This is a genomic window from Klebsiella sp. JN_Kp127 (genome assembly GCF_040062505.1).
In the GTDB taxonomy this organism is placed as follows: Bacteria; Pseudomonadota; Gammaproteobacteria; order Enterobacterales; family Enterobacteriaceae; genus Klebsiella; species Klebsiella quasipneumoniae.
The window spans coordinates 119,720-145,362 of the sequence record NZ_JBEAHS010000032.1 but is presented as its reverse complement, the minus strand read 5'-3'; the positions used below and the strand labels follow the sequence as shown (position 1 = coordinate 145,362).

24 protein-coding genes are annotated in these 25,643 nt (G+C 58.7%); 13 read left to right on the top strand and 11 right to left on the bottom strand.

The genetic code is table 11. From position 1 onward, the window contains the following. Positions 1-61: 61 nt before the first annotated feature. Genes ABLV04_RS10345 through ABLV04_RS10335 form a run of 3 tightly spaced genes read right to left on the bottom strand, consistent with a single transcriptional unit; the run spans position 62 to position 3,955 of the window. Positions 62-1,402 carry a cytochrome c gene (locus tag ABLV04_RS10345; protein ID WP_180265608.1) on the bottom strand — a complete coding sequence of 447 codons (1,341 nt, stop codon included), beginning with the start codon at positions 1,400-1,402 and terminating at the stop codon, positions 62-64. A gap of 10 nt (positions 1,403-1,412) precedes the next feature. Then, positions 1,413-3,197 (bottom strand): GMC family oxidoreductase, encoded by a 1,785-nt coding sequence (locus tag ABLV04_RS10340; RefSeq protein WP_180265607.1) that lies wholly within the window; start codon positions 3,195-3,197, stop codon positions 1,413-1,415. 2 nt (positions 3,198-3,199) lie between these two features. Then, positions 3,200-3,955, bottom strand: a complete 756-nt coding sequence (locus ABLV04_RS10335; protein WP_004175724.1) for a gluconate 2-dehydrogenase subunit 3 family protein — start codon at positions 3,953-3,955, stop codon at positions 3,200-3,202. A 501-nt stretch (positions 3,956-4,456) separates the two neighbouring features. Between ABLV04_RS10335 and ABLV04_RS10330 the strand changes: the two genes are divergently transcribed. After that, a complete protein-coding gene (locus ABLV04_RS10330; RefSeq protein WP_048335932.1) occupies positions 4,457-4,828 on the top strand; it encodes a VOC family protein in 372 nt (123 codons plus the stop codon). 7 nt (positions 4,829-4,835) lie between these two features. On the opposite strand, the gene ABLV04_RS10325 is transcribed toward ABLV04_RS10330, so the two are convergent. The 3 genes from ABLV04_RS10325 to ABLV04_RS10315 all read right to left on the bottom strand — a co-directional run bounded on the left by ABLV04_RS10325 (position 4,836) and on the right by ABLV04_RS10315 (position 8,831). After that, positions 4,836-5,906 (bottom strand): ABC transporter ATP-binding protein, encoded by a 1,071-nt coding sequence (locus tag ABLV04_RS10325; protein WP_002908292.1) that lies wholly within the window; start codon positions 5,904-5,906, stop codon positions 4,836-4,838. Beyond that, positions 5,899-7,668, bottom strand: a complete 1,770-nt coding sequence (locus ABLV04_RS10320; RefSeq protein ID WP_004189548.1) for an iron ABC transporter permease — start codon at positions 7,666-7,668, stop codon at positions 5,899-5,901. The genes ABLV04_RS10325 and ABLV04_RS10320 overlap by 8 nt, the downstream gene beginning before the upstream one ends. 74 nt (positions 7,669-7,742) lie before the next feature. Continuing rightward, a complete protein-coding gene (locus ABLV04_RS10315; protein ID WP_023290032.1) occupies positions 7,743-8,831 on the bottom strand; it encodes an ABC transporter substrate-binding protein in 1,089 nt (362 codons plus the stop codon). A 303-nt stretch (positions 8,832-9,134) separates the two neighbouring features. Here ABLV04_RS10315 and ABLV04_RS10310 point away from each other — a divergent pair, with 303 nt between their 5' ends. Then, complete coding sequence (locus ABLV04_RS10310; protein ID WP_023290033.1) at positions 9,135-10,214, top strand: malate/lactate/ureidoglycolate dehydrogenase; 1,080 nt, start codon at positions 9,135-9,137, stop codon at positions 10,212-10,214. Between the two features lie 246 nt (positions 10,215-10,460). Then, the gene (gene fdhF / locus ABLV04_RS10305; protein ID WP_023290034.1) at positions 10,461-12,611 is read left to right on the top strand and encodes a formate dehydrogenase subunit alpha; all 2,151 of its coding nucleotides are present in this window, start codon (positions 10,461-10,463) and stop codon (positions 12,609-12,611) included. Positions 12,612-12,658: 47 nt separating this feature from the next. On the opposite strand, the gene ABLV04_RS10300 is transcribed toward fdhF, so the two are convergent. Beyond that, complete coding sequence (locus tag ABLV04_RS10300) at positions 12,659-13,816, bottom strand: M20 aminoacylase family protein (protein ID WP_023290035.1); 1,158 nt, start codon at positions 13,814-13,816, stop codon at positions 12,659-12,661. A gap of 296 nt (positions 13,817-14,112) precedes the next feature. Here ABLV04_RS10300 and ABLV04_RS10295 point away from each other — a divergent pair, with 296 nt between their 5' ends. From ABLV04_RS10295 to ABLV04_RS10265, 7 genes are all read left to right on the top strand, one after another. Beyond that, positions 14,113-15,312 (top strand): MFS transporter, encoded by a 1,200-nt coding sequence (locus ABLV04_RS10295; protein WP_044523748.1) that lies wholly within the window; start codon positions 14,113-14,115, stop codon positions 15,310-15,312. 114 nt (positions 15,313-15,426) lie between these two features. Further along, complete coding sequence (locus ABLV04_RS10290; protein WP_065881391.1) at positions 15,427-15,861, top strand: VOC family protein; 435 nt, start codon at positions 15,427-15,429, stop codon at positions 15,859-15,861. A 41-nt stretch (positions 15,862-15,902) separates the two neighbouring features. Then, a complete protein-coding gene (locus tag ABLV04_RS10285; protein ID WP_087827091.1) occupies positions 15,903-16,295 on the top strand; it encodes a VOC family protein in 393 nt (130 codons plus the stop codon). Positions 16,296-16,437: 142 nt separating this feature from the next. Then, entirely contained in the window at positions 16,438-17,022 is a 585-nt protein-coding gene (locus tag ABLV04_RS10280) for a TetR/AcrR family transcriptional regulator (RefSeq protein WP_023290039.1), read from the top strand. A gap of 199 nt (positions 17,023-17,221) precedes the next feature. Then, positions 17,222-17,794, top strand: coding sequence for a DUF308 domain-containing protein (locus tag ABLV04_RS10275; RefSeq protein WP_023290040.1), 573 nt, complete (start codon positions 17,222-17,224; stop codon positions 17,792-17,794). A 47-nt stretch (positions 17,795-17,841) separates the two neighbouring features. Next, on the top strand, positions 17,842-18,897 hold the full coding sequence (locus tag ABLV04_RS10270; RefSeq protein ID WP_048297697.1) for a catalase family peroxidase: 1,056 nt from the start codon (positions 17,842-17,844) through the stop codon (positions 18,895-18,897). Then, a complete protein-coding gene (locus tag ABLV04_RS10265; protein ID WP_023290042.1) occupies positions 18,894-19,433 on the top strand; it encodes a cytochrome b/b6 domain-containing protein in 540 nt (179 codons plus the stop codon). The genes ABLV04_RS10270 and ABLV04_RS10265 overlap by 4 nt, the downstream gene beginning before the upstream one ends. 2 nt (positions 19,434-19,435) lie before the next feature. On the opposite strand, the gene ABLV04_RS10260 is transcribed toward ABLV04_RS10265, so the two are convergent. Next, positions 19,436-20,305, bottom strand: a complete 870-nt coding sequence (locus ABLV04_RS10260; protein WP_008804510.1) for a LysR family transcriptional regulator — start codon at positions 20,303-20,305, stop codon at positions 19,436-19,438. A gap of 128 nt (positions 20,306-20,433) precedes the next feature. Between ABLV04_RS10260 and ABLV04_RS10255 the strand changes: the two genes are divergently transcribed. The 3 genes from ABLV04_RS10255 to ABLV04_RS10245 all read left to right on the top strand — a co-directional run bounded on the left by ABLV04_RS10255 (position 20,434) and on the right by ABLV04_RS10245 (position 23,237). Beyond that, the gene (locus ABLV04_RS10255; protein WP_023290043.1) at positions 20,434-21,180 is read left to right on the top strand and encodes a glucose 1-dehydrogenase; all 747 of its coding nucleotides are present in this window, start codon (positions 20,434-20,436) and stop codon (positions 21,178-21,180) included. Between the two features lie 61 nt (positions 21,181-21,241). After that, positions 21,242-22,723, top strand: coding sequence for an MFS transporter (locus ABLV04_RS10250; protein ID WP_348815669.1), 1,482 nt, complete (start codon positions 21,242-21,244; stop codon positions 22,721-22,723). A gap of 121 nt (positions 22,724-22,844) precedes the next feature. Next, complete coding sequence (locus ABLV04_RS10245; protein ID WP_023290045.1) at positions 22,845-23,237, top strand: RidA family protein; 393 nt, start codon at positions 22,845-22,847, stop codon at positions 23,235-23,237. A gap of 65 nt (positions 23,238-23,302) precedes the next feature. Here the strand turns inward: ABLV04_RS10245 and ABLV04_RS10240 are convergent, their stop codons facing one another. The 3 genes from ABLV04_RS10240 to ABLV04_RS10230 all read right to left on the bottom strand — a co-directional run bounded on the left by ABLV04_RS10240 (position 23,303) and on the right by ABLV04_RS10230 (position 25,607). Further along, positions 23,303-24,025 (bottom strand): amino acid ABC transporter ATP-binding protein, encoded by a 723-nt coding sequence (locus ABLV04_RS10240; protein WP_004189541.1) that lies wholly within the window; start codon positions 24,023-24,025, stop codon positions 23,303-23,305. After that, positions 24,012-24,776 carry an amino acid ABC transporter permease gene (locus ABLV04_RS10235; protein WP_004151161.1) on the bottom strand — a complete coding sequence of 255 codons (765 nt, stop codon included), beginning with the start codon at positions 24,774-24,776 and terminating at the stop codon, positions 24,012-24,014. Before ABLV04_RS10235 ends, ABLV04_RS10240 begins: the two co-directional genes overlap by 14 nt. A 63-nt stretch (positions 24,777-24,839) precedes the next feature. Further along, a complete protein-coding gene (locus ABLV04_RS10230) occupies positions 24,840-25,607 on the bottom strand; it encodes a basic amino acid ABC transporter substrate-binding protein (RefSeq protein WP_008804504.1) in 768 nt (255 codons plus the stop codon). Between the last annotated feature and the right edge of the window lie 36 nt (positions 25,608-25,643).

Sequence of the window (25,643 nt, the reverse complement as noted above, 5' to 3'; positions counted from 1 at the left end):
ACAGTATTTTACGTCCTGGCTAAGTCAGGGTTGCGCCGCGCGGGCGACGCAACCCTGACGGTTACTGTCCGGCCCCCGGCAGCTTCGAGATATCGGCGTTGCCTAACGCCTTCTCATCGTGCGTCGCGGTCTCCTTACGCACCTTCGCCACATCGCTGGCGCTGACCGCCGGCGCGTTGTTGCCCCAGCTGGTGCGGATGAAGTTGACCACATCCGCCACCTGCTGGTCGTCCAGACGCCAGCCGAACGACGGCATGGTCAGGTTGGAGACCGCATCTTTCACCGCCGGCGTGGTGCTCCCGGTCAGAACGATGTGGATAAGCGAAGTGGCATCTTCGGTCTGCACCACCGGGTTGCCCTTCAGCGACGGGAAGGCGCGCTGGTAGCCCGCGCCGTCGGTGCGGTGGCAGGCGGCGCAGTTATCGACATACAGCGCGGCGCCGGTTTTGCTGTCGTTACCCTTCCACAGATCTTTCGCCACGCTGTCTTCCACCGGGGCTGGGGTCTGTTTGCCGCCGCGCGGCGGGAGCGACTTCAGATAGCGGGCGATGGCGGTGATGTCGTCATCAGAGAGATACTGCAGACTGTGCTCCACCACATCGCTCATGCCGCCGAAGACCACCGATTTATCGTTACGTCCGGTTTTCAGGAACTCAGCCAGCTCGGCTTCGCTCCAGGTCCCCAGACCGTCGCGATTTTCACCGCGCAGGCTGGAGGCGACCCAGCCGTCAATCGGCGCATTGCTGCCCGCCAGGTAATCATCGCCTTCGCTTTCGCTGAGCGCTTTTTCCTGCATCGTCAGGCTACGCGGGGTATGACAGGCGCCGCAGTGGCCCAGGCCTTCCACCAGATAGCGACCGCGCTCAAGCACCGGGTCAACCTGCGGGTTGGCGACAAAGTCGCTCGGCGTCGGGGCGAAGATGCCGCGCCAGAACGCCAGCGGCCAGCGCATCGACAGCGGCCACGGGATGTCGGTGTCCTTGTTGGCGACATTCACCGGCTCCACGCCATGCATAAAGTAGGCGTACATGGCGCGCATGTCCGCTTCACTGATCCGCGCGAATGAGGGATACGGCATTGCCGGATAGAGCGTGGAACCATCTTTCCGCACACCCTTGCGCACCGCGTCGTCGAACTCTTCGAAGGTGTACCCGCCGATGCCGTGTTCTTTATCCGGCGTGATATTGGTGGAGTAGATGGTGCCGATCGGCGTTTCCATCGGCAGACCGCCGGCGAAAGGTTTGCCCGCTTTGCCGTTGGTATGGCAGGCGACACAGTCCCCCGCCCGCGCCAGATACTCCCCTTGCTTAATCAGATTGCTGTCCGCAGGCGCCTCTTCGGCGAAGGCCGCGCAGCTCAATGCCCCAAGCACCAGGGCCGATAACCATTGCATTTTCATCATCTGCCTTCCTTTATGCCTGCACCAGGGGACCCGGATTTTTCAGATACTGCTCGCGGATCGCCTTCGCTGACCAGTACGCCAGCGCGGCCACCGTGCCGGTTGGGTTATAGCCCAGCCCCTGCGGGAAAGCGGAGGCGCCGATGACGAAGACGTTATGCACGTCCCAGCTTTGCAGATAACGGTTAACGGCGCTGGTTTTCGGATCCTCCCCCATCACCGCCCCGCCGTTCATATGGGTGGTCTGGTAGGTGGTGGTATCAAAGTGGCTGTTGGCGTTTTTCGGGCTGCCGAGGATATATTTCGGCTTCATCGCTTTGGCGATCGGCGCCATCTTATCGAACATAAACTGCGCCATCTTGATGTCGTTTTCCTGCCAGTCAAAGGTCATGCGCAGCAGCGGCTGGCCAAAGACGTTTTTGTAGTTCGGATCAAGATCGAGGTAGTTCTGCCGATAGGACTGGTGCGCGCCGTGAGCATCCATCAACAGGTGATGGGTGTAGGTATCGGCCACCGCCGCTTTCCATTTGCTGCCCCACGCCGGGGTGCCCGGCGGTACCGGGAAACCGGAGATGGGCTTGGTCCCGGCCTGGTTGACCCAGAACGGCGAACCGCCGACAAAGCCCGCCGCGCCGTGGTCGAAGTTGTCGGCGTTGAAGTCGTCGACGCCGACGCCGTTGCCGCCCGCGCCGATAAACGGGTTGGTGTAGGTATCTTTGTCGAAAATGGCCTTAATGGTGGTCATGTTCTGGTAGGCGAAGTTACGCCCCACCACCCCTTCGCCGGTCTCCGGATTGTAGGGTTTGCCGATCCCGGAGAGCAGCATCAGGTGCACGTTATGGAACTGGAAGGCGCCGATGATCACCAGGTCCGCCGGCTGCTCCATTTCGCGCCCCTGGCCGTCGACGTAGGTCACGCCGGTGGCACGGGATTTGTCGTCGGTCAGGTTGACCTTCAGCACGTTGGCGTTGGTCCGCAGCTCAAAGCGTTTTTCCTGGCGCAGCGCCGGCAGAATGTTCACGTTCGGCGAGGCTTTGGAGTACATGTAGCAGGCGTAGCCGCTGCAGAAACCGCAGAAGTTGCACGGGCCCATCTGCGCGCCGTACGGGTTGGTATAGGAGTCAGAGGTGTTGGCCGACGGCAGGTTGTAGGGATGGTAGCCCACCTCGAGCGCCGCTTTTTCAAACAGCTGCGCTGACCAGGTGTTTTTCTGCGCCGGCAGCGGGAAGTCATCTGAACGGTCCGGGGCGAAGGCGTTGCCGCCGCGGCCTTTACCGACGACCTTGCCTTTGATCGACCAGGCGGTCCCGGAGGTGCCGAACACTTTCTCCGCTTTATCGAAGAACGGTTCCAGCTCGTCGTAGGTGACGCCGAAATCCTGGATGATCATATCCTGGGGGATGAAGTTTTTGCCGTAGCGCTCTTCATAGTGGCTGCGCATCCGCAGTTCGATGGGATCGACGCGGAAATGGACGCCTGACCAGTGCAGCCCGGCGCCGCCCACGCCGGTACCCGGCAGGAAAGCCGCCAGCTGGCGATACGGCACCGCCTGCTGGCTGGTGTTATGCCGGATGGTGACGGTGCTTTTCGACAGGTCCTGGAACAGCTTGCGGCGGATGTTGTAGGTCAGCTCATCAATCACCTGCGGATAGGCGCCGTCCGGCCAGGTGTCGCGCATCGGGCCGCGCTCCAGCGCCACGACGTTGAGCCCGGCTTCGGTCAGCTCTTTGGCCATGATCGCCCCAACCCAGCCGAAGCCGACGATCGCGACATCGGTTTTTTTCAATACGGTGGCCATGATTACGCCCTCTCCCCATTAATTGATACCGGCGGGAAGGGGTAGCGTTCGCCCCGTTCAACCCAATCCATAAAGTCGGCGCGCGCGCCGGGAAAATTAATCAGCGTCCAGCCGACCATGCCTTTGTTACCGCCATGGATCGGGTCGCTGAAGAAGCCTTCGCGGGTGTTCTGCAGCAGATAGGTGAAGAACAGCGAAGCCGGTAGCTGTTTGAACTCGGCTTTGCCCGATTCCCACAGGCCGAGCGCCTCATCCTGCTGCTCGCTGCTCAGTTCAGCAAAGGTCTTGTGATACTTGTCCTGACACCAGGCCTCGGCATCGGCGATCCCGAGGTTATAGATCTGTTTGGGCACCAGCGGCAGCTGATAGCCCATCTCTTTCGGCACGTCGGGGTTGAAGGGCCCCTGCATATACCAGATGGAGCCGGTGGCGTAAGGGGTATTGAGCTGGCGGTCGATAAACTCCGGCACGCCGGCCTCTTTGGCGCCGGGGCCAAGTTCATCCGCCGGGATTAAGCGAGCGACAGCGGCGTTGATAAACGCCCACTCACGATCGTTGAAGAACTGCGGCTTCCAGTCGCTGGCCGCCGCCGTGTTCCCGGAGGCTGGCTCTGAAGCGGGGGCCGCCTGCGCGGTCGCGCTGGTGGCCACGCCAATGGCCCCTGCTCCCGCGCCGCCGATCACCACCGTCGGGATCAGCGCCATCGATTTCACCAGGAAATCACGCCTGGAATTGTTAGTTTTCTCGCTCGACATCATCACATTCCTGTCATTGAAAATTACTGTTTTTGTCGCTGACAAAACCAGTGAATGTCGTGCTGGAACCGATACCATTGCGCTTTTAAACCGCTTAGCGTCTGGCCCGGACCGGCAAGTCGGATAAAACATCGCCAGAGGCGATATCATTTATAGGGTTATCGTTTGGATAGTAGACGATTCTCAACGAAACGCGGGAAATCGGAGAGAAATTCACCGGAATGTCATCGTGAGAAGGGTGCTGCCATAACCTTGAGGCGGTAAACCGGCGGCGTTCACACCGCGCTGAGCTTACCCATGCGCCAAAAAAGAGTGACTTGTATCACAAATGTTATTTTTTGTTTATGGTACATGGCAGATTAAACGTCTGTAAATACTCGTATTAGGAATAATTAAACATTTTGAGCTGTTAAAAAAGTTACTACCCGTTGTTAACTATTTTGGATCTATTTCCCGGCTAACGCGTTCGGCTGGCGATACCCCGTCCACAGGAGAAGATAAGAGATGTTCGATCATGTGAAATTCGGCGTCAGCGACTATGCCGCCAGCAAAGCGTTCTTTTTACAGGCTCTGGCCCCGCTTGGCGTAACGCTGGTCGATGAAGGCGAGCCGACCTACGGCGCAGAGCTGGCCGGCAGCGGCGATGTCTCTTTGTGTCTCTATCAAAGTGCGGACAAACCGGCGCCGCTGCATATCGCCTTTCGCGCCGACAGCCGCGAGCAGGTGGATGCCTTCTGGCAGGCAGCGCTGGCCGCCGGAGGAAAGGACAACGGCGCGCCGGGGTTACGGCCCAACTACCACGCCGGGTACTACGCCGCCTTTGTGATTGCGCCAGACGGGCACAATATTGAAGCCGTGTGCCATCTGGCGTCTTAACAAACGGTTACCGCTGCGGAAAAATCCACACATCCTCCGCCGGGAGCGTCAGATGGCAGTGTTCAGCATCGCGCAGCGCGGTTCCGTAGGCGCGTAGCGGAAAGTCGTCGCCCTCGGTGCGGAACAGGTACTCCCAGCGGTCGCCGAGGTACATGCTGGTCAGCAGCGGTAGCTGGAGACTGTTATCCTGCGCCGCGCCGTCAAGACGCAGGCGCTCGACGCGGATCACCGCCGTCGCCGGCTCGCCGACGCTGACCCCCTCGCCCGCTCGCCCCCACAGGCTCCAGCTGGCGCCTTCGATACGCGCCCTGCCGTTCTCCAGCGCCATCACCTTGCCGTGCAGGCGGTTATTGCTGCCCATAAACTCGGCGGCGAACAGCGTCGCCGGGCTGCCGTACATCTCCTGCGGCGTCCCCTGCTGCTCGATGACGCCATTGTTCAGCAGCAGAATACGATCGGAGATGGCCATCGCTTCATTTTGATCGTGGGTGACCATCAGCGCCGAGAGGCCCAGCTTGATGATTAGCTCGCGCAGAAACACCCGCGCCTCCTCGCGCAGCTTGGCGTCGAGGTTAGAGAGCGGCTCATCCAGCAGGATCACCGGCGGGTTGTAGACCAGCGCCCGGCCAATGGCCACCCGCTGCTGTTGGCCGCCGGAGAGCTGGTGCGGATGGCGGTTGCCAAGATGCCCCAGCCCCAGCTGATCCAGCACGCGCTGCACCCGCTCTTTTATCTCCCCGGCGGCGACTTTACGCAGCTTCAGCGGATAGGCCACGTTGTCGAACACCGTTTTGTGCGGCCACAGGGCATAGGACTGGAACACCAGGCCGAGGTTACGCTCTTCGGCCGGGATTTCGCTGCGCGGCGTGCCGTCGTACACCGTGCGGTTGCCGATGGCGATCCGTCCGCTCGTCGGCTTCTCCAGCCCGGCCACCGCCCGCAGCAGCGTGGTTTTGCCGCTTCCCGAAGGCCCCAGCAGCGACACCACCTCTCCCCGGCCGAGCGTCATCGACACGCCTTTCAGCACCGGGTTGTCGCCATAGGTGAGATGCAGATTTTCAACCGATAACTCAATCATGTAATTTCACTCCAAAGCGCAGGGCGATGCCAAGGCCAATCACCACCAGCAGAATATTGATAAAGGAGAGCGCCGCGACGATATCGATGGCCCCCGCCGCCCACAGCGACACCAGCATCGAGCCGATGGTTTCGGTACCCGGCGACAGCAGATAGACGCCGGTGGAATATTCGCGCTCAAAGATCAGAAACATCAGCAGCCAGGAGCCAATCAGCCCATAGCGCGACAGCGGGACGGTGACGTGGCGGGTGATCTGCCCCCGCGAGGCGCCGGTGCTGCGCGCCGCCTCCTCCAGCTCCGGTCCCACCTGCAGCAGCGTCGAGGAGATGAGCCGCAGGCCATAGGCCATCCATACCACGGTGTAGGCCAGCCAGACGCTGAAAATGGTATTGCGCAGCGCGCGCAGCTGCACGATAAGGTGCTCCCGCAGCCAGTCCGCCACAGGCAGCGCCGAGAGCCAGCCATGCTTCAGCGACTGATCGAGCCACATCGGCACAAACAGGAACACCCACAGGAAGGCCAGACCGGCCAGCAGCCCCGGCACAGCGCGCGGGACCAGCACGCTGTAATCAAGAAAGCGGGTGACGTTGTCCGCTTTGCGGTGCATGGCGATGCCGACAAACAGATAGCAGATCACCGCCAGCGCGCCGCCGACGATGCCGATAGCCATCGAGTTGACGATCGCCCGCAGCAGGTTGGGCTGCTGCCAGATATTGTGGAACGTCGTCAGCGACAGCTCATCCCACAGCGACACGCCGACGCCCCAGTTGGAGATAAAGGCGCGCAGCGCCACGCCGAGCAGCGGCACGCCGATGGTCACCGTCAGCCAGGCCACCACCACCGCCCCGGCCACCCAGCGCCATTTGCCCAGCGGCAGCGCCCGCGCCTGCGACGCCTTGCCCTTCATGGTGACAAAGCGGTTGGCGGTGCGCATCAGCCGACGCTGGAGCATGACCAGCGGGATGGTGATGCAGATCAGCACCACCGCCACCGCCGCCATCAGATGGTAGGAGGGGGTGCCAAGCTTATTGGTCAGCTTGTAGAGATAGGTCGCCAGCACCATGTTGCCCTCGGGGTCGCCCAGCACCAGCATCAGACCGAAGACTTCCAGACCAAGGAAAAAGAGCAGCACGCAGGCGTAAAGAATGGAGGGCCGCACCATGGGCAGACTCACCGAAGTCATCACCTGCAGCGGCGTGGCGCCGACGGTGCGCGCCGCCTCTTCCACGTCCGAACCAACGCTGCGCAGCGCCGAAGAGATGTAGAGATAGGCGTGCGGCACGTGGGTTAAGCCGGCGATGACCACAATGCTGAACATCGAGTAGATATTCCACGGCACAAAGCCGATCAGCTGCTGCGCCCACTGGGAAAAGAAGCCTACCGGCCCGGCGGCCACCACGTAGCCAAAGCCCAGCACCATCGGCGAGACGAAGATCGGCACCAGGATCAGCGGCTCAATGAACCGCCGGCCGGGTAAATCGGTGCGTACCATCAGAAAGGCCAAAATACCGCCCAGCGGAATGGCGATAATCACCAGGCCAAAGGCCAGAATAAACCCTGACCTTAACGCCAGATAAAAATCCGGGTCGGTAAAAATAAAGGCGAAGGCTTCCAGACTCCAGGATTTGGAGCGGGAAAAGAACGGCGCGGAGAGAAAACTCTGCACCACAATAAATAACAGCGGGACGTAAATCACCAGCGCCGTGATGCACACCACCACGCCGCGCGGCAGCCCCTGCCACTTTCTGCGTAATACATTCATGGTTCATCCCTTTGGTCAGGTGAATAAACCCGCCGGGTGTGAATAAGGGGCATCGGCGATGCCCCGGGGGAGGATTATTTCGCGGCGGCGCTGCGCCATTGTTTAATAAACTGCAGACGTTTTTGCGGCTGTAAATAATCCAGCAGCGTTTCGTTGACCGGGATCGGTTTTAACGCTTTGCCCAGCAGCGTGGTCATGCCGTCGATATCATTTTTGCCTTCAATATCGCGACGAAGAGAGGGAATATCCGCCTGGCTGGCGAGGATCTGTTGGCCTTTTTCCGACAGGACATAATCCAGCCACAATTTCGCCGCATTGGGATGTTCGCTCTCCTGGCTAATAAACGAGACGCGGGAGAGCACCAGCACGTAATCTTTCGGATAGGCGATGCCTAAAGAGGGATCGTTTTTCGCCCGCGCTTCGGCATAGGAGCCAAGAATGTTATAGCCGATCAGGTTTTCGCCAGAGGAGACGCGCTCCATCATCGTGCCGGTGGAAGACTGCACCGTCAGGCCGCCTTTGGCGATATTCGCCAGGTCGGTAAAATAGTTCGCGTCGGCCTGGCTGTCCTGGACCGCCAGCATAAAGCCGAGGCCCGATTTTTCGATATCGTAGGTGGTGACTTTGCCTTTAAATTTATCGGCCTGGCTGGCGATCAATTTGGCCAGCGCGGTGTGCGAGTCCGGCACCTCATTCTGCGGGATCAGCCGTTTGTTATAGATAAATACCACCGGCTCGTAGGTGGTGCCATAGGCTTTCTGCTGCCACACCGCCCAGTCGGGTAATTGCTTCACCTCCGGCGAGGCATATTGTTCCGCATACTCGGTGGCTAATTTCAGCGCGGTATCCATCGATGAGCTCCACACCACGTCCCCGCTGCCGCCCCCGGCGGCCTGCTCGCTGATATAGCGGTTATACAGCTCGGTGCTGTTCATGTCGTTATATTCGACTTTTACGCCCGGATATTGCGCTTCAAATCCTTTAATTAACGGCCCGGCCGCTTTGGTATCGGTTGTGGAATAGATCACCACCTTGCCCTCTTTGACGGCGGCATCAACCGTTTTTTGATAATCCGCCGGATAGCCCGCAGGCACCTCCGCCCAGGCGGCACAGGCGAAAACGGCCGTCAGTGAAACCACTAAACCACTTATTTTCTTATACATGATACCAACCTTTAATCATCAATTAATAAACACAAATTTAACATATAGTGGTATCAGCTCCCCTTGCAACGCCGGGGCTGGCTTTTTTCTGGCTTTTGTGACAGTGGCAGAATTTAAAAATGTGGTGTTTATGACGTTAATTAAAACGCGATCCCGGACCGGTTTTTTATCGTCTGTCGTATAACGCAGGCGCTGGCGCAGTGGCCTGTCGCCGGGAGAGTCCGCCCTTGACCTTCTGCGCCGGGCGGCGCAGCATAAAACGGCAAACATAACAAAATAACAACAGACTACAGGAGAGAATCAGTGCCAACAGGACACCGCTTTCTGGCGACGGATCTGCATCAGTTTGTCGTCTCACTGTTTACCCATCTCGGCAGCCGCTCAGAAGAAGCGACGCTGGTCGCCGACCATCTGATCGCCGCCAACCTGGCCGGGCATGACTCCCATGGCGTCGGGATGATCCCAAGCTATGTCAAATCCCACGCCGGCGGCTTTCTGCAGCTCAACCGCCACGCCACGGTCACCAAAGACGCCGGCGCCGTGGTCACCCTCGACGGCAACGCCGGCTTCGGCCAGGTGGTCGCCCACGAAGCGATGCAGTTAGGCATCGAAAAGGCGAAGCAGCACGGCATGGCGGCTATCGCCCTGCGCAATGCGCATCACGTCGGACGCATCGGCTACTGGGCGGAGCAGTGCGCCGCCGCCGGGCTGATCTCCATTCACTTCGTCAGCGTGATCGGCGACCCGATGGTCGCCCCGTTCCGCGGAAAAGACAGCCGCTTCGGCACTAACCCGCTGTGCGTGGTGTTTCCCCGCGCGGGCCATCCGCCGCTGCTGCTGGACTACGCCACCAGCGCCATCGCCTTTGGTAAAACCCGTGTCGCCTGGCACAAAGGGGAAGCCGTGGCGCCCGGCTGCCTGATCGACGCCCAGGGGCTGCCCACCACCGACCCGGCGGTGATGCAGACCTCGCCGCTGGGCGCCCTGCTCACCTTCGCCCAGCACAAAGGCTATGCCCTGGCGACACTGTGCGAAGTGCTCGGCGGCGCGCTCTCCGGGGGGCAAACCACCCATCAGGAAAGTCTGCAGACCAGCGTCGACGCCATCTTTAACTGCATGACCACTGTGATCCTGCGACCGGACGCGTTCGATGCCCCGGACAGCCAGGCGCAGACGGAGGCCTTTATCGCATGGTGTAAACAGTCGCCGCACGATCCCGATGCCCCGGTGCTGGCCCCCGGCGAATGGGAGGCCGCCAACCGCGAAGCGCGTCTGGCCGAGGGGATCCCGCTGGATGCGGGCAGCTGGCAGGCAATCTGCGCCGCCGCGCGCGACGTCGGCCTGAGCGAGTCGCATATCGCCCGCTGCCGCCCTCTCGCGTAGCGGCATTATCCCCTGCAGAGCGTCTGACGTCGGCGCTCTGCGTCATCGTCATTAGTGACGAGGTCACGCTCCCGTCATCCTTCTCCTGTTATTTTTCATTGTAAATCAAGATATTAAAATCTGGCACGAGACCTGCATAGCGCAGCGGGCCTGCGTCCGCATCACCACCAGGCGATACCGCGATCGTTGCCCGTCGGGCCCGGCGCGACAGCGATCCTCTGTTCACTGTTAACAGGTCTGTTACTGATGAAAAAAATCACGAGCGTGTGCCCCTACTGCGGGGCGGGTTGCAAACTTAAACTGGTTGTCGACAACAATAAAATCATTCGCGCGGAAGCCGCCGACGGCGTCACCAACCAGAACCAGCTGTGCCTGAAAGGCTATTACGGCTGGGATTTTCTTAACGACACGCAGCTCCTGACGCCCCGTCTTAAACAACCGATGATCCGCTACCAGAAAGGCGGCGCTTTCACACCGGTCAGCTGGCAGGAGGCGATTCGCTATACCGCCAGCAAGCTCAGGGAGATCAAAGAGAAGCATGGCCCGCGCGCCATCATGACCACCGGCTCCTCGCGCGGCACCGGCAACGAAACCAACTATGTGATGCAAAAGTTCGCCCGTGCGGTGCTGAACACCAACAACGTCGACTGCTGCGCCCGCGTCTGCCATGGCCCTTCCGTCGCCGGGCTGCAGCAGGCGCTGGGCAACGGGGCGATGAGCAACTCGATAAGCGACATCGAAAACTCGAAGTGCCTGTTGGTCTTTGGCTACAACTGCGCCGACTCCCATCCCATCGTCGCCCGCCGGGTGATCAAAGCCCGGGAAAACGGCGCCAAAATCATCGTCTGCGATCCGCGACGCATTGAAACCGCACGCATAGCCGACCGTCATCTGCAGCTTAACAACGGCAGCAACATGGCGCTGGTGAACGCCTTCGGCTATGTATTGCTGGAAGAAGAGCTGTACAACAAAGCCTATGTCGAACGCTATACCGAAGGGCTGGACGCCTACCGCGAGGCGGTGAAAGATTACGCCCCGGAAGCAGTGGAAGGGATTGTCGGGGTCAGCGCGCAGGCGATCCGCGAGGCAATGCGCATGTTTGCCGCCGCCCCTTCCGCCACCATTATGTGGGGCATGGGGGTCACCCAGTTTGGCCAGGCGGTGGATGTGGTGCGCGGCCTGGCAAGCCTGGCGCTGCTCACCGGCAACCTGGGACGGGCGAACGTCGGCGTGGGCCCGGTCCGTGGGCAAAACAATGTACAGGGCGCCTGCGATATGGGCGTACTGCCGAACCTGTTCCCCGGCTATCAGGAGGTCACCGACCCGGCCGTGCGGGCGAAATTCGCCGCCGCCTGGGGGATCGACCCGGCGCAGATGGATGACCAGGTCGGCACCCGCATCACCGAGGTGCCGCATAAGGCGCTGACGGGCGAGATCAAAGCCTATTACATTATGGGCGAAGATCCGCTGCAGACCGAAGCCGACCTCGGCCTGGTGCGCAAAGGCATCGAGGCGCTGGACTTCGTGGTGGTGCAGGATATCTTCATGACCAAAACGGCGGAGATTGCCGATGTCCTGCTGCCGGCCACCTCCTGGGGCGAGCACGGCGGCGTCTTCACCTGCGCCGACCGCGGGTTTCAGCGGTTTGAACAGGCGATCCCGCCGGCGGGGAATGTGAAGCGCGACTGGGAGATCATCAGTCTGCTGGCCAGCGAAATGGGCTATCCGATGCACTATGAGAGCAACCAGCAGATCTGGGACGAGATGCGCGAGCTCTGCCCGCTGTTCTACGGCGTGACCTGGGAGAAAATGGGCGATATGGGCCATGTTCAGTGGCCATGCCCGACCCTCGACCACCCCGGCACGCCGTGGCTGTATAAAGACAACCGCTTCGACACCCCATCAGGTAAAGGGCAGCTGTTCGCCACCGCCTGGCGCGCGCCGGCGGAGCGTCCGGATGATGAATGGCCGCTGGTGCTCTGCACAGTGCGGGAGGTGGGGCACTACTCCTGCCGCTCGATGACCGGCAACTGCGCCGCGCTGCAGTCGCTGGCCGACGAGCCGGGACGGGTGCAGATGAATCCCGTGGATGCGCAACGGCTGGGGATCGCCGACAAACAGCTGGTGTGGGTAAGCTCCCGGCGCGGAAAGGTCATCACCCGCGCCGATCTCAGCGATCGCATCAACCCGGGCGCGGTCTATATGACCTATCAGTGGTGGGTGGGCGCCTGTAATGAACTGACCCAGGATAACCTGGATCCAATCTCCAAAACGCCGGAGACCAAATACTGTGCGGTGAAAGTGGAAGCGATTGCCGACCAGCAGTGGGCGGAGCGCTATGCCTGGACCGCCTACAGCGACATGAAGGCGCGACTGAAAGCCGCCGCCGACGTCTGACCTCAGGGAGCGCGCGCGCTCCCTTCCCTCCTGCCGCTGCCGGCGGGTTACGCCGCCGGCAGCTGTTTCTCCACCAGCGCCACCCACATCGCCACCCCGTGGCTAATCAGCGCGTCGTTAAAGTCATAGCTGGCGTTATGCAACGGCTTCGACGGCGTTTCGCCATCGGTGCCGATCCAGAAATAGGCCCCCGGACAGACCTCCAGCATGCAGGCAAAATCCTCAGAGGCCATCGACGGCGCCTGGTTCCAGCGCACCGCTTCCGCGCCGAGGGTGGCGACCGCCACCTCGCGCAGCAGCTGCGCCTGCGGCGCATGGTTTTTGGTCACCGGATACCCGGGAAACCAGCTAATCTCGCCCCGGACATCGGACACCTGCGGCTGGGTCGCCACATAGCTTTCGATAAGCTCCCGCACGCGGGCGCGAACGCGATTGCTCAGGCAGCGGAAGGTGCCACGCAGCACCACGGTGTCCGGCAGGACGTTGATCGCCTCGCCGCCGTTTATCTGGGTGATGCTGACCACCGCGGAATCCTGTGGCGACAGGCGACGGGAGGGGATGGTCTGCAGCGCCATAATCAACTGCGCCGCGGCGACGATGGGATCGGCCCCGCTCTCCGGCATCGCCGCATGGCAACTTTTGCCGCGCAGGGTGATCTCGAAGGCGTCGAGGGAAGCCATCATCGCGCCATCGCTGAGCGCCACTTCGCCGAGGGGGATCCCCGGCCAGTTATGCAGCGCGTAAATCGCATCCATCGGGAAGCGTTCGAATAACCCCTCTTCCACCATTTTGCGCGCGCCGCCAAGGTTCTCTTCCGCCGGCTGGAAGACAAAGTGGACGGTACCGCTGAACTGGCGGGTCTGCGCCAGATGGGCCGCGGCCGCCAGCAGCATCGCGGTGTGGCCATCGTGGCCGCAGGCGTGCATTACCCCGGCGCGGCGCGAACGGTAGCTGACGCTCCCCAGCTCGGTGATCGGCAGGGCGTCCATATCGGCGCGCAGGCCGATGACCGGCCCGGGGCCGTTTTCCAGCGTCGCCACGACGCCGGTGCCGGCCAGCCCGCGATGAACCTGCAGGCCAAACGAGACCAGCAGCTCGGCGACGCGGCGCGAGGTCTCCTGCTCCTGATATCCGAGCTCAGGCGCGGCGTGAAACTCACGTCGCCAGCCTGTGGCTTCGGCGATCAGTGACGGCGATACGGCCATGTATTACTCCTTTCCTGCATAGCGTAATGCTGAATAATTGGGTCATGCGTTGCGTTTTTCCCCGTCGCTCACCGGCGCCGGGTCGCTGCCGCTCCCTCCGTTATATCCTGTCGTTAACACGCTGACAACGTCACGAAATGCGGCGGCGGCGCGGCGTACACGCCAGCCGCCGCCGGGCGGACCTTTTTTGGTAGTGATTTCAACGGTGACAATGGCCAGGCGATTAATTATTATGCAACTCAGGACGGCAATTTGCCGAAGGATCCACTACTGACCTCTCCGTCATCGGAAATAAAATGTTTAACCCAGACCAGAATCGTCTTGCCCCCACGCTGGCGATGATCATGGCCGCGTCGCTCGTGGGATTTATCACCGGCTATACGGTGCCGTTAATCAGTCTTGAGCTGGCGCAGCAGCAGGTTGCGCCGCTGTACGTCGGCCTGCTGGCCGCCCTGCCGCCCGCCGGTATGATGATCTCCTCTTTCCTCTCTCCTGCGCTGTGCCGGCGCGTTGAGATGGGCGTACTGCTGAGCGGCAGTCTGATCCTGCTGGCGCTGGCGACCATCGCCTCATGCATGACCACCGATATGACGCTGCTTCTGCTGCCGCGCCTGCTGACCGGCCTGGCCTCCGGGGTCATTATCGTACTGGGCGAAAGCTGGATCACCGGCGGCGCGGCGGGCAGCCAGCGCGCCACCCTCACCGGCATCTACGCCTCGGCCTTTACCGGCTGCCAGCTGGCCGGACCGCTGCTGATCTCCGTCGGCCCCGCCTGGCAGGCCTCGGCGCTGATGGCGATCGTCGCGGTCACCGCCGTCTGCCTGCTGATGCTGCGCCATCTGCCCACCGGCACCCGCGAAAGCCTTGGGGAGCGCGCCAGCTGGCGCAGCCTCGGCGCCTTCCTGCCGGTACTGGCCTCCGGGGTGTTCTGCTTCGCCTTCTTCGACGCCAGCATCCTCGCCCTGCTGCCGCTGTACGGCATGGACAAGGGGCTTAATGAAGGAATGGCGGTGCTGCTGGTGACCGTGGTGCTTACCGGGGATGCGATGTTCCAGACCCCGCTCGGCTGGCTGGCCGACCGGGTCGGCATTCGCCGCGTGCATCTGGCCTGCGCGGTGGTCTTCAGCCTGTCGCTGCTGGCCCTGCCGCTGATGCTCGGCTCACGGATTCAGCTGATGGCCATTTGTCTGCTGCTGGGCGCCGCGGCGGGGGCGCTGTATACCCTGTCGCTGGTGCGGGCGGGGAAAACCTTTAGCGGACAGAAGCTAATTATGATTAACGCCCTGTTCGGCTTTTTCTGGTCCGCCGGCAGCGTCGCCGGACCGGTAGTCAGCGGCATGCTGATCGGCATCACCGGCTACGATGGCCTGATCGCCACCCTGGTGGCCAGCGGCGGGCTGTTCCTGCTGATCCAGTGTCTGTGTAAAAACGAGAAAACCCTGCTCGCCAGCGAGCAGGAAGAGGACATGGACGAAGCGACGGAGTCCGCGCAGTAGTCCTGACGGCTGGCCTGGCGCCAGCCTTTTTTATGGCCCTTACCGGAGGGTATCCTGTTTTTGCTGGCTCACTGCTGTTAACCATTGCCGGCCCCCCTGCCAGGAGGAAATCATATGGAAAGTAATACGTTACATCGTGGCAGATTGATCGATCATATTCTGCTGGTTGTCGAAGACTTTGAGGCAAGCAAAAACTTCTATACCGCCGTACTGTCGGCGCTGGAGATCCCGGCGATCGCCACCGCCAATGAATACTTGCTGGCTGACGAACTGGTGGTGGCCTCACGCCACAGCCCGGAGGCCGCCGGGAAACTGACAGGGCGCCACCATCTGGCGTTCCAGGCCAGAGATCGCGACATGGTGGACGCTTTTTACCATGCGGCGCTGACCCATGGCGGACGCGATAACGGCGCGCCTGGCGAACGACACTATCATCCTGGTTACTATGCCGCTTTTGTGCTGGATCCGCAGGGGAATAATATTGAGGCGGTGTACCATGGCGAGGCTGAGCGCAGCGCCGGGTCTGTTGCCATCCGCTTCACGCAGTAAGCGGGCGAAAGTCACCTTTTTGCCCGCAACAGGAGGACACTATGTTTTCATACATTATGCTGGGAACGAACGATCTACCACGCGCCATCGAGTTCTATGACCCGTTAATGGCATTGCTGGGGCACGCCAAAGCCGGCCGTAACGAACAAGGCGCCTCATGGGGCACCTTCAACGGCAACCAGACCTGCGGGCTGTGCGTGGGCGTCCCCTTTGATCAGCAGCCTGCCGGGGTGGGCAATGGAACGATGGTGGCGCTTAACGCCCGCTCCGTCGAACATATTGCGGAACTGCATGCCCTCGCCCTGCAACTCGGCGGACGTGACGAAGGCGCGCCCGGTCACCGACCGCAGTATGGCGACGGCTTTCACAGCGCCTACGTCCGCGATCCCGACGGCAATAAGCTGGCGTTTGTTTATTATGCGTCGGCAGTTTGAACGTTGAGATCTGAGGAGCTTGCGGGCTGCTGGCAGGAGAGGAAATTTGACAATCTCACTTCCTACCAGTAGGTTGTCCCGGCTGAATAGAACCCGCTGTAGATAGCGCACTTTTTCACCGCAATGATTGCTGGAGCGTGAAATGATCGAACGTTCGCCGAAAGCGCGAGAAATTATGGCAAATACGAGACAGCTGCTCACCGTCGGAGGGTATAAAAGTTTTAGCTATGCCGATCTTGCTGAGCGCGTGGGAATTCGTAAAGCCAGTATCCATCATCATTTTCCCAGCAAAGAAGATTTAGTTCATGCTGTTGTACAGGAGTACCGTGCAGAAGCCCGGGCGGGCATGGAGGCCATGGATCAGCAAATACACGATCCACTGATCAAAGTGAAAAGGTACGCCGATTTCTGGTCAGCCTGTATCAAGGATGGTACTTCGTCATTTTGCATCTGTGTAATGCTTGCCGTTGAGCTTCCGACATTACCTGCCGATATTGCCGCTGAGGTCACTGGCCATTTCAGCGATCTCACTGACTGGCTGGCATCGTTACTTAGGGCGGGTGAAACCCAGGGCGTTTTCAAACTTAATGAAACGGCGGAAGTAGAAGCCAGAGCCCTGATGGCTGGTATACATGGTGCCATGCTGGCAGCGCGGGCATTCAATAATCCGCTGGTGTTTGATCAGATTGCCTGGCCTCTGATAAACAAAATCATAAAAGTCGCCTGACGATTGCCCGGTGACTTACCGGGCAACACTTGTTGCAAAACGGTCCCTTACCTCTCACACCTCGATACCGCTTTGATGACCTCACCTGGATTGCATCAAAACATGTTGATCTTTTACCTACCTACTAGTAGGTTTACTAACAGAAAGAAGCTCACGCCGATGCTTCGCTTGTCCAACATGCCAGCTTGAGAGGGTTAAAATGACCGACAGTATTCATCAGGGGAATCAGCAGAGCTGGCTCAGACAGTATTATTTTTCCCGCACCATCTTCTCGATTTTATGGGCTGTTTCCACATTTATCGCTGCCCGGCATTCTTATTTTTGGGTCTCATTTTTGTTAATTCTTTATCCCGCCTGGGATGCGATAGCGAATTACATTGATGCGATTAGAAACGGTGGATTCGGCCGTAACCGGATGCAGACGGTCAATATTATCGTAAGCGCCGTCACAACGCTGGCGGTGATATTGGCTATCAATAGCAGCATAAATGTTGTGATTCGGATATTCGGTTGCTGGGCAATATTATCAGGCCTACTACAGTTGGGCGCAGCGGTTCAGCGCTGGAAAAACTATCGTGCGCAATGGAGCATGATATTAAGTGGCGCCCAGTCTACGTTAGCAGGTGCTTTTTTTCTTTTTCAGTCCCGAACAATAGAACCACCGTCTGTAGACAACATTGTTGGTTATGCGGCCTTTGGGGCTTTCTATTTTTGTATTTCAACCGTGTCGCTAACCGTTCGACAAAAAAGAGAAGCACAACAACCAGGCTGAATGCACTTCTCGTTTAGCAAAAATCGTGGACAGAATGAGTTAACACTATGAATATCAAAGTACAGGTAAACAAACAGACAGTAGTGCGTCTGGCGCTGGTCGGCATTATTCCACTGTTCCTTATTTTATTATTCCTGTGGGCTGGTGGATGGCTTACGCCTGAAAGGCTGACGTCGGATAAGCTTGTCACGGTATTACAACAGTCGGGTGGCGTTCATCAAGGCTATCGGCGGAATCATGCTAAAGGCATGTGCGTGCTGGGGAGTTTTATCTCAAACGGGAATGCCAGCACGCTATCGCGCGCCTTACTATTCAGCAAAGGCGAAACCGCGGTAACAGGACGCTTGGCTATTGCAGGAGGTAATCCGGCAGCTCCGGATTATACCGTGCCTGTCAGGAGTATGGCGCTGTCCTTTACACAGGCCAATGGTGAACAGTGGCGAACCGGGATGAACGCCATGCCATTTTTCCCCGTCAGTTCCGTCGAAAGTTTCTATGAGCTTCAAACCGCGACGCTGCCAGACGCCAAAACCGGCAAGCCGAATCCGGAAAAAGTAAATGCTTTTGTCATGAGCCATCCGGAAATCAAGCCTTTTTTTGCCTGGGCAAAGCAATACATCCCCTCTTCAAGCTGGGCCAGCGATCGCTTTAACAGCCTGAATGCTTTTCGCCTGATCGATCAGACTGGCAATGAACATCTGGTACGCTGGAGTATGGTGCCGCACACCAGGTTTGTCCCCATAAGCGATATCGATAAACAGAACAAAGATTTTCTGCAACAGGATCTTCAGCAACGTCTGGAACAGGGCACACTGGAGTGGGATTTAGTTTTCACGCTGGCTCAGGCGGATGACAAAGGTAACGATTCCACCAAAGCCTGGCCCGCAGACCGGAAAACGATTAATGCCGGAACGTTAGTCTTAAACAAGGCCATCCCTCAACAGCAAGGACCCTGTAATGACATTAACTACGATCCCTTGATCTTGCCTGATGGCATTGCCGCGTCTGATGACCCGATACTTAACGCACGCTCATCGGCTTATGCCAAATCTTACAATCTGCGTACGCATGAACAGGCACAACAAGCAGGAGAGCATTTATGAAACAGGTTGCTTACTTTCATCCGGCTCTGCGCGTCCTTCACTGGCTGATGGCCGCTGCGATCCTCAGTATGTTATTTATCGGCGTGGCGATGGTCTCGACCGTATCCTCCTTGCACAGCCTGTTGGTGTCGATCCACAAGCCTCTGGGGGTGATGATATTGCTCCTGGTTATCGTTCGCTTGTGGGTGCGATTCACCACGCCTACTCCCTCTTTGCCCGCCACCATCCCTGCCTGGCAGCGTGGCATTGCCCACCTTTCGCACTGGGTACTCTATCTGATGATGTTGGTCCAACCGTTAATAGGTTGGGCCATGCTTTCAGCTGCAGGATATCCCGTCACCCTTGGTTACGGGATCGTCCTGCCCCCCATCCTGGGAGTCAATAATGACTGGTATGCGGAACTACGGCCTCTTCACACCTGGGTGGCTCTGGCATTATTCGCGACAGTGATGCTTCACCTGGCGGCTGCGTTGCTACATGCTTTCGTGCTACGTGACGGCGTGTTCAACAGCATGACTGGCATCCGTAAACCGTAAGCTCACGTTGCGGCCGTCCCGGGATCCGCAAGCAACACATCGGCAATATCCAGCATGACACGCAGGCGGTCCATATGCCGGAGGTCAGAGTGATAACCCACCCATATATTTTTGGATGGCGGTGGCTCTGGCATGCTGATGGGTTGCAAACCGGTGATGGCATCGCCAAGCGGCCGCGGCAGCACGGCAATCCCCATCCCCCGCTGGCACATCTGCGCCTGTACGGCCCGGCTGGTACTGGTAAACACACGCCGTGACTGAGGGAACCTGTCGAGCAGCCAGGCGACGTCAGAGAAATGGGATTGCGCCGTATTCATCAGAATAAGCCCCACTGCAGCCGGGTCGTGTTGCGCGATCCCGGCCATATCCGGCGTTCCATACAGCGCATAGGGAATGGTCATCAGGCGGCGCTGGACAATATCCGGTTCGGTAAAGGGCACGATGCGAAACGCGATGTCGGCATCACGGCGCGACAGATTAAGCAAACGGTAACTCGCGATTATCTCCGGTACAATCGCTGGATGGCGGCGCGTCAACTCGCTCAGAACCGGCGCCAGAACATAGTTAGCAAACCACTCAGCGCAAGATATCCGCAGTATCCCTTCGAGACGTTCGTGATTCCCTGCCAGGCGTCGCTCCATCGCCAGTGCGGAGTTTTCGACCGCCTCTGCCAGCTTCAACACTCTGTCACCAGCATCCGTCAGCACCAGCCCTTCCTTTGTCCGGCGAAACAGTGCCTGCTGCGCCTCAGCCTCAAGCGCCTTTATCCGCCGACCCACCGTCGGATGGCTTACGCCAAGGCTACGGGCCGCCTCCCCGAAAGACCCCTTACGCATGACAGCAAGAAACACCCGGACGTCGCCCCATTCCATGCCATTGCCTCGCCGTTCAAAAATGAACATCGAATATACAAAATCGTCAGTTCTAAAACAACTTTGTCGATATCACTATAGCCTCCTCAACCATACCGCTCAGGGCGACAATTCCAGGAGGCTTAGATATGAACAAATTAAAAGACAAAGTGGCCATTGTGACCGGTGGATCCAGTGGGATCGGAGCAGGTATTGCCCGTCAGCTGGCGGCTGACGGCGCGAGGGTCATCGTCAACTACGCGTCAAACAGAAGCAGTGCAGATAAGGTTGTTGCAGATATTGAAGCTGCCGGAGGACGGGCCGTGGCGGTAGCGGCAGATGTCACCAATCCATCCGAGGTCGAGGCGCTGGTTAACTCAGCCATTGGCAACTTCGGGCGCCTCGACATTGTAGTGAACAACGCCGGTATCTATCAGTTCGCCAGGATTGAAAATAGTACGGAAGCACTCTATCGCAGGCAGTTTGACATCAATGTTCTCGGCCCGCTGCTGTTGGTTGGCGCCGCCACCCCGCATCTGGGTAAGGGCAGCAGCATAATCAACATCAGTTCGTTCGTCACTCGCGTCGCTATCCCCGAGAGCGCCATCTACAGCGGCACCAAAGGCGCAATTGACGCCATTACCAGTGTACTCTCACGAGAACTCGGCCCACGAGGAATCCGCGTCAACGCGGTCAACCCAGGACTTATCGAAACGGAAGGTAGCCATATTTCGGGCGCAATGAACTCGGATTTTCAGATATGGAATGAAAAGCAGACGCCGCTTGGACGCATCGGCCAGGTGCAGGATGTTGCTCCAATTGTCGCATTTCTTGCATCAGACGACGCGGGGTGGGTCACCGGCGAGGTGATTCTGGCCTCTGGCGGCATGCGCTGATCCCCCCCTCACGACAGCCGTTTCTTACCGAGGACGGCGGCCATTCACTATGGAGTGTACAATGTCGACACCTACCATCATGCAAGCCGAGCCGCGTCGCTGGGCAATGTTTGTCATCCTGCTGGTCGGCGCGTTTTTGCCGCCGCTCGATTTTTTTATAGTCAATGTTGCGCTGCCTGCCATTCAGGGTGAGCTGGGTGCCTCATCCTCCGCTGAACAACTGGTCATTTCATCCTATGCTGCCGTGTACGCGGTCACATTAATTACCGGCGGCCGCCTGGGTGATATATATGGTCGTGGAAAGATGTTCTTTCTTGGGCTGGTCGGTTTTGCTGCCGCATCGCTGCTGTGCGGTTTAGCCTGGTCACCATGGGTACTGATTACCGGACGGGTGTTACAGGGAGCCACGGCCGCGATTATGGCACCCCAGGCGCTGGCTTCCGTACAGGCTATTTTCCCGGAGGCGGAAAAACCGCTAGCACTGAGTATCTATGGCGCAGTATTTGGTCTGGCGTCGGTTATCGGGCAGGTGTTGGGCGGCATTCTCATTTCAGTGAACCTGTTTCACCTGGGATGGCGAGCTATTTTTCTCGTTAACCTGCCGGTGGCGCTGCTGGTCATTCTCTGTGGCCTGCCGCTGGTAAAAGAGACACGGGCGCAATCTGCTCAGAAACTCGACCCGGTCGGTATGCTGCTGGCAACCGTCATGCTGAGCACGCTGATTGTGCCACTGATTGAAGGCCGTGAGGCGGGATGGCCCTGGTGGACATGGCTGTCATTTTTGGCCTTCCCGTTACTGGTCTCATTGTTATGGCGTTATGAACGTCGCCTTAGCCAGCATGGCGGTTCTCCGCTGCTTAATCCGACGGTGTTACGTGCCCCAGGCCTGGGCCAGGGACTGGCGATCGTTTTGCTGTTTTATTCCATCGGCGCCTTTTTTCTGTTGTTTTCTGTCTATCTCCAGGACGCGCTACATTTAAACGCCCTGAACGCGGGCCTGATTTTTCTGCCTTTTGGCGTCGGCTTTCTTATCGGTCCGTTGCTGACCCCTTTCCTGAGACGTTTTGCCGGAAATTATCTGAGTGCAATAGGGATGGGATGCGAGACTTCCGGGCTAGCAGGCCTTGCAGGGTTGATTGCCAACGCAATGACGGGCACGTCTCCGCCCATGCTGCCTCTCGCGCTACTGCTCTTTGTCACCGGACTTGGCCAGGGACTGGCGATGCCTACGCTGGTGCGGATGGTGACAGGCCGCGTTGCGCCAGAGTTTTCAGGGATGATTGCCGGCGTGACCAGCTCGACGCTCCAGATCAGCACGGCGCTAAGCGTCGCCATCATCGGCGGCATTTTTTACAGCATGTTGGAAAACGGGAGAAGTGGCGCAAACATCACGCATGCCTTTATCGTCGCCCTGCTAACGATGGCGGTATGTCTCGCCATGGGCGCCGGGCTAAGTATCCGGCTTATCAGACGCTCCACCGGTTTATTTTCAACTGCGGCCCGTCTTCCTGGCAGCAAAAGCAACGGGCAGGTGGCTGATTGAATGCGCGATGCTCAAACAGCCTCCCTGACCGCAGAGATAGTTTAAGCTTGTTTAACCGTATTTTTGGACATCACCGCTTCGAGCACGCTGTCATTTTTAAATCATCCATTTGAGAAAAATCATGAAAAAGTCGATAGTTCCTGAAGAGTTTCAACATTACTTTAATGACTGGCACTTCTCCCCCATCATCGAATCAGATGGCACAGTGTACCTTTCAGGCGTTACCGCCGCGCGTAAAGACAAACCGATTAGTCAGCATCCTGAAGAACAATTTCATGATGCTTTTTATAAGCTGGGGGTTTATTTAGAAGCTGCCGGATTAACTTATGAAAACATACTTGAAATGACGACTTTTCATATTGACCTAAAAAAACATATAGACCTTTTTTCTAAGGTAAAAGATAGGTATATAAAAGCGCCATACCCGGCATGGACCGCCATCGGTGTATCAGAGTTCATTCCAGAAAATGCCCTTGTGGAAATGCGGATTGTGGCAAAAATGGAAGCTCTGTAACCCGATAATGGTGATGCATTTCTGATCAGAGCTCAGCGGGCTGGCCTGGCGCCAGCCCGCTCGGTTTACAGCACCTTGCTGAGGAACGCGGCGGTGCGTGGGTTGGTCGGCGCGCTAAAGATCTGCCCCGGCTTGCCCTCTTCCTGAATCACGCCCTGGTCGATGAAGATCACCCGGTCGGCCACTTCGCGGGCAAAGCCCATTTCGTGGGTCACGATCACCATGGTCATCCCCTCGCTGGCGAGGTTTTTCATCACCTCCAGCACGTCGCCCACCAGCTCCGGATCCAGCGCCGAGGTGGGCTCATCGAACAGCATAATCGACGGCTTCATCGCCAGCGCGCGGGCAATCGCGACGCGCTGCTGCTGGCCGCCGGACAGACTCGAGGGCCAGGCGTCGCGCTTATCGCTTAAGCCCACCTTCGCCAGCAAGGCTTCCGCCAGGTCGACCGCCTGCTGGCGCGGCATATTGCGCAGATTCATCGGCGCCATAATCAGGTTTTCCAGCACCGTCATGTGCGGGAACAGATTAAAGCGCTGGAACACCATGCCGACGCTTTCGCGCATCTTGTTGAGGTCGGTAGTGCGGTCGTGGGCGGCAAAGCCGTTGACCACCACCTCGCCTTCGCTGACCGTCTCGAGGGCGTTCATACAGCGCAGAAAGGTACTTTTCCCCGATCCGGAGGGGCCAATGATGCACACCACTTCCTGCGGTTTAATGTCGCAGCTGATGCCGCGCAGCACGTGGCTGTCGCCGAAGCGCTTATGTAAGTTATTAATGTGAATCACTTTTGCCAAACCTCTTTTCCAGACGGTTAACCAGCTGCGCCAGCAGGAAGGTGATCACCCAGTAGACCAGGGAGATGGTCAGGTAGGGTTCCCAGTAGGTGGCGTAGGCGCCGGAGACGGTGCGCGCGGCGTAGGCCAGATCGGCCAGGCCTATCGCCGAGGCCAGCGACGAGTCTTTGACTATGGCGATGGCGTTGTTGCCCAGCGGCGGCAGAATGCGGCGAAACGCCTGGGGCAGGATCACCTTGCGCATGGTTTTCCACCACGGCATGCCCAGCGCGCGGGAGGCCTCCATCTGCCCTTTGTCGATCGACTGGATGCCGGCGCGGAAAATCTCCGACACATAGGCGCCAGCGTTAAGGGTGATCGCCACAATGCAGGAGAGGAACGCCCCGTAGCTGGCGCGCAGCTCGCGGGCAAAGTCGGCGCTCATCAGGCCGCTGGTCACCAGCAGGCCGTCGCGCGGGTTAATAAACAGCGGCACCAGCGCAAAGTGCACCACCATGATCTGCACGAACAGCGGCGTACCGCGGAAGGCGCTAACGTAAAAGCGCACCGGAAACTGCACCAGGTAGCGGAGAATATATTTCCATGGCCCGTGCTCGGCCTTCGCCATCCGTCCGAGACCGAGGGTTAACCCCCACAGCGTCCCGAGGATCACGCAGATAATGGTACATTTAATCGTCATCAGGGCGCCGTCCACAAACAGCGGGCCGTACTCCTCGATGATCTCCCAACGGAATCCCGTCATAGTCCTTCCCTAAAAAATACGGCTATCGCCTGGGCGATAGCCGTGGTCACTGAAAAAGGTGGGTTATTGCGCTGGCAGCGTCGGCACGTTGTCGTCGAACCAGGTTTTATAGATTTTGGCGTAAGTTCCGTCGGCAACAATCTTCTGCAGACCGGCGTTGATTTTGCCCAGCAGTTCGCTGTTGCCTTTCGCCACTGCGATACCGAAATACTGGCGTTCAAATTTGGCATCCGGCACCAGCTTGAACTGCTTCTCCGGGTGCTGTTTGATGTAGTACTTCACCACCCCGACGTCACCCACCGCGGCGCTGACGCCGTCCTCGAACAGCTCCTGGAGCATCAGCGGGGTATTGTCGAAGCGCTTGATCGCCGTGCTGTTTTTGCCCAGTACCTCAGAGACCACGATATCGCCGGTGCTGGAGTTCACCACCCCGACCTTCTCGTTTTTCAGGGCCGCGAGGGAATCGACCTGCGAATCCTGGGCGACGACGATAGACTGCTCGGCCGGGAAGTACGGCGCGGAGAAATCGACCATCTGTTTGCGTTTATCGGTGATGGTGATCCCGGAGATAATGATGTCGCGGTCGCCGGTGTTCAGCGTGGCGAAGATACCTTCCCATGGGGTATTGACCAGTTTGACGTCAAAGCCTTCGGCTTTGGCGATGGCTTTGATGATGTCGATATCAAAACCTTCCAGCTGTTTCTGGCTGTTTTCAAATTCAAATGGCCGGTAGGTGCCGCCGGAGCCGACGGTGTAGGTTTCCGCAGCCGCCTGTCCGGCTGCCGTCAGCGCGGCCATCATGAAACACGCTTTGAGCAAATTCTTAACCATGAGATATCCTTTTTATGCATTTATTTTGCATAAAAA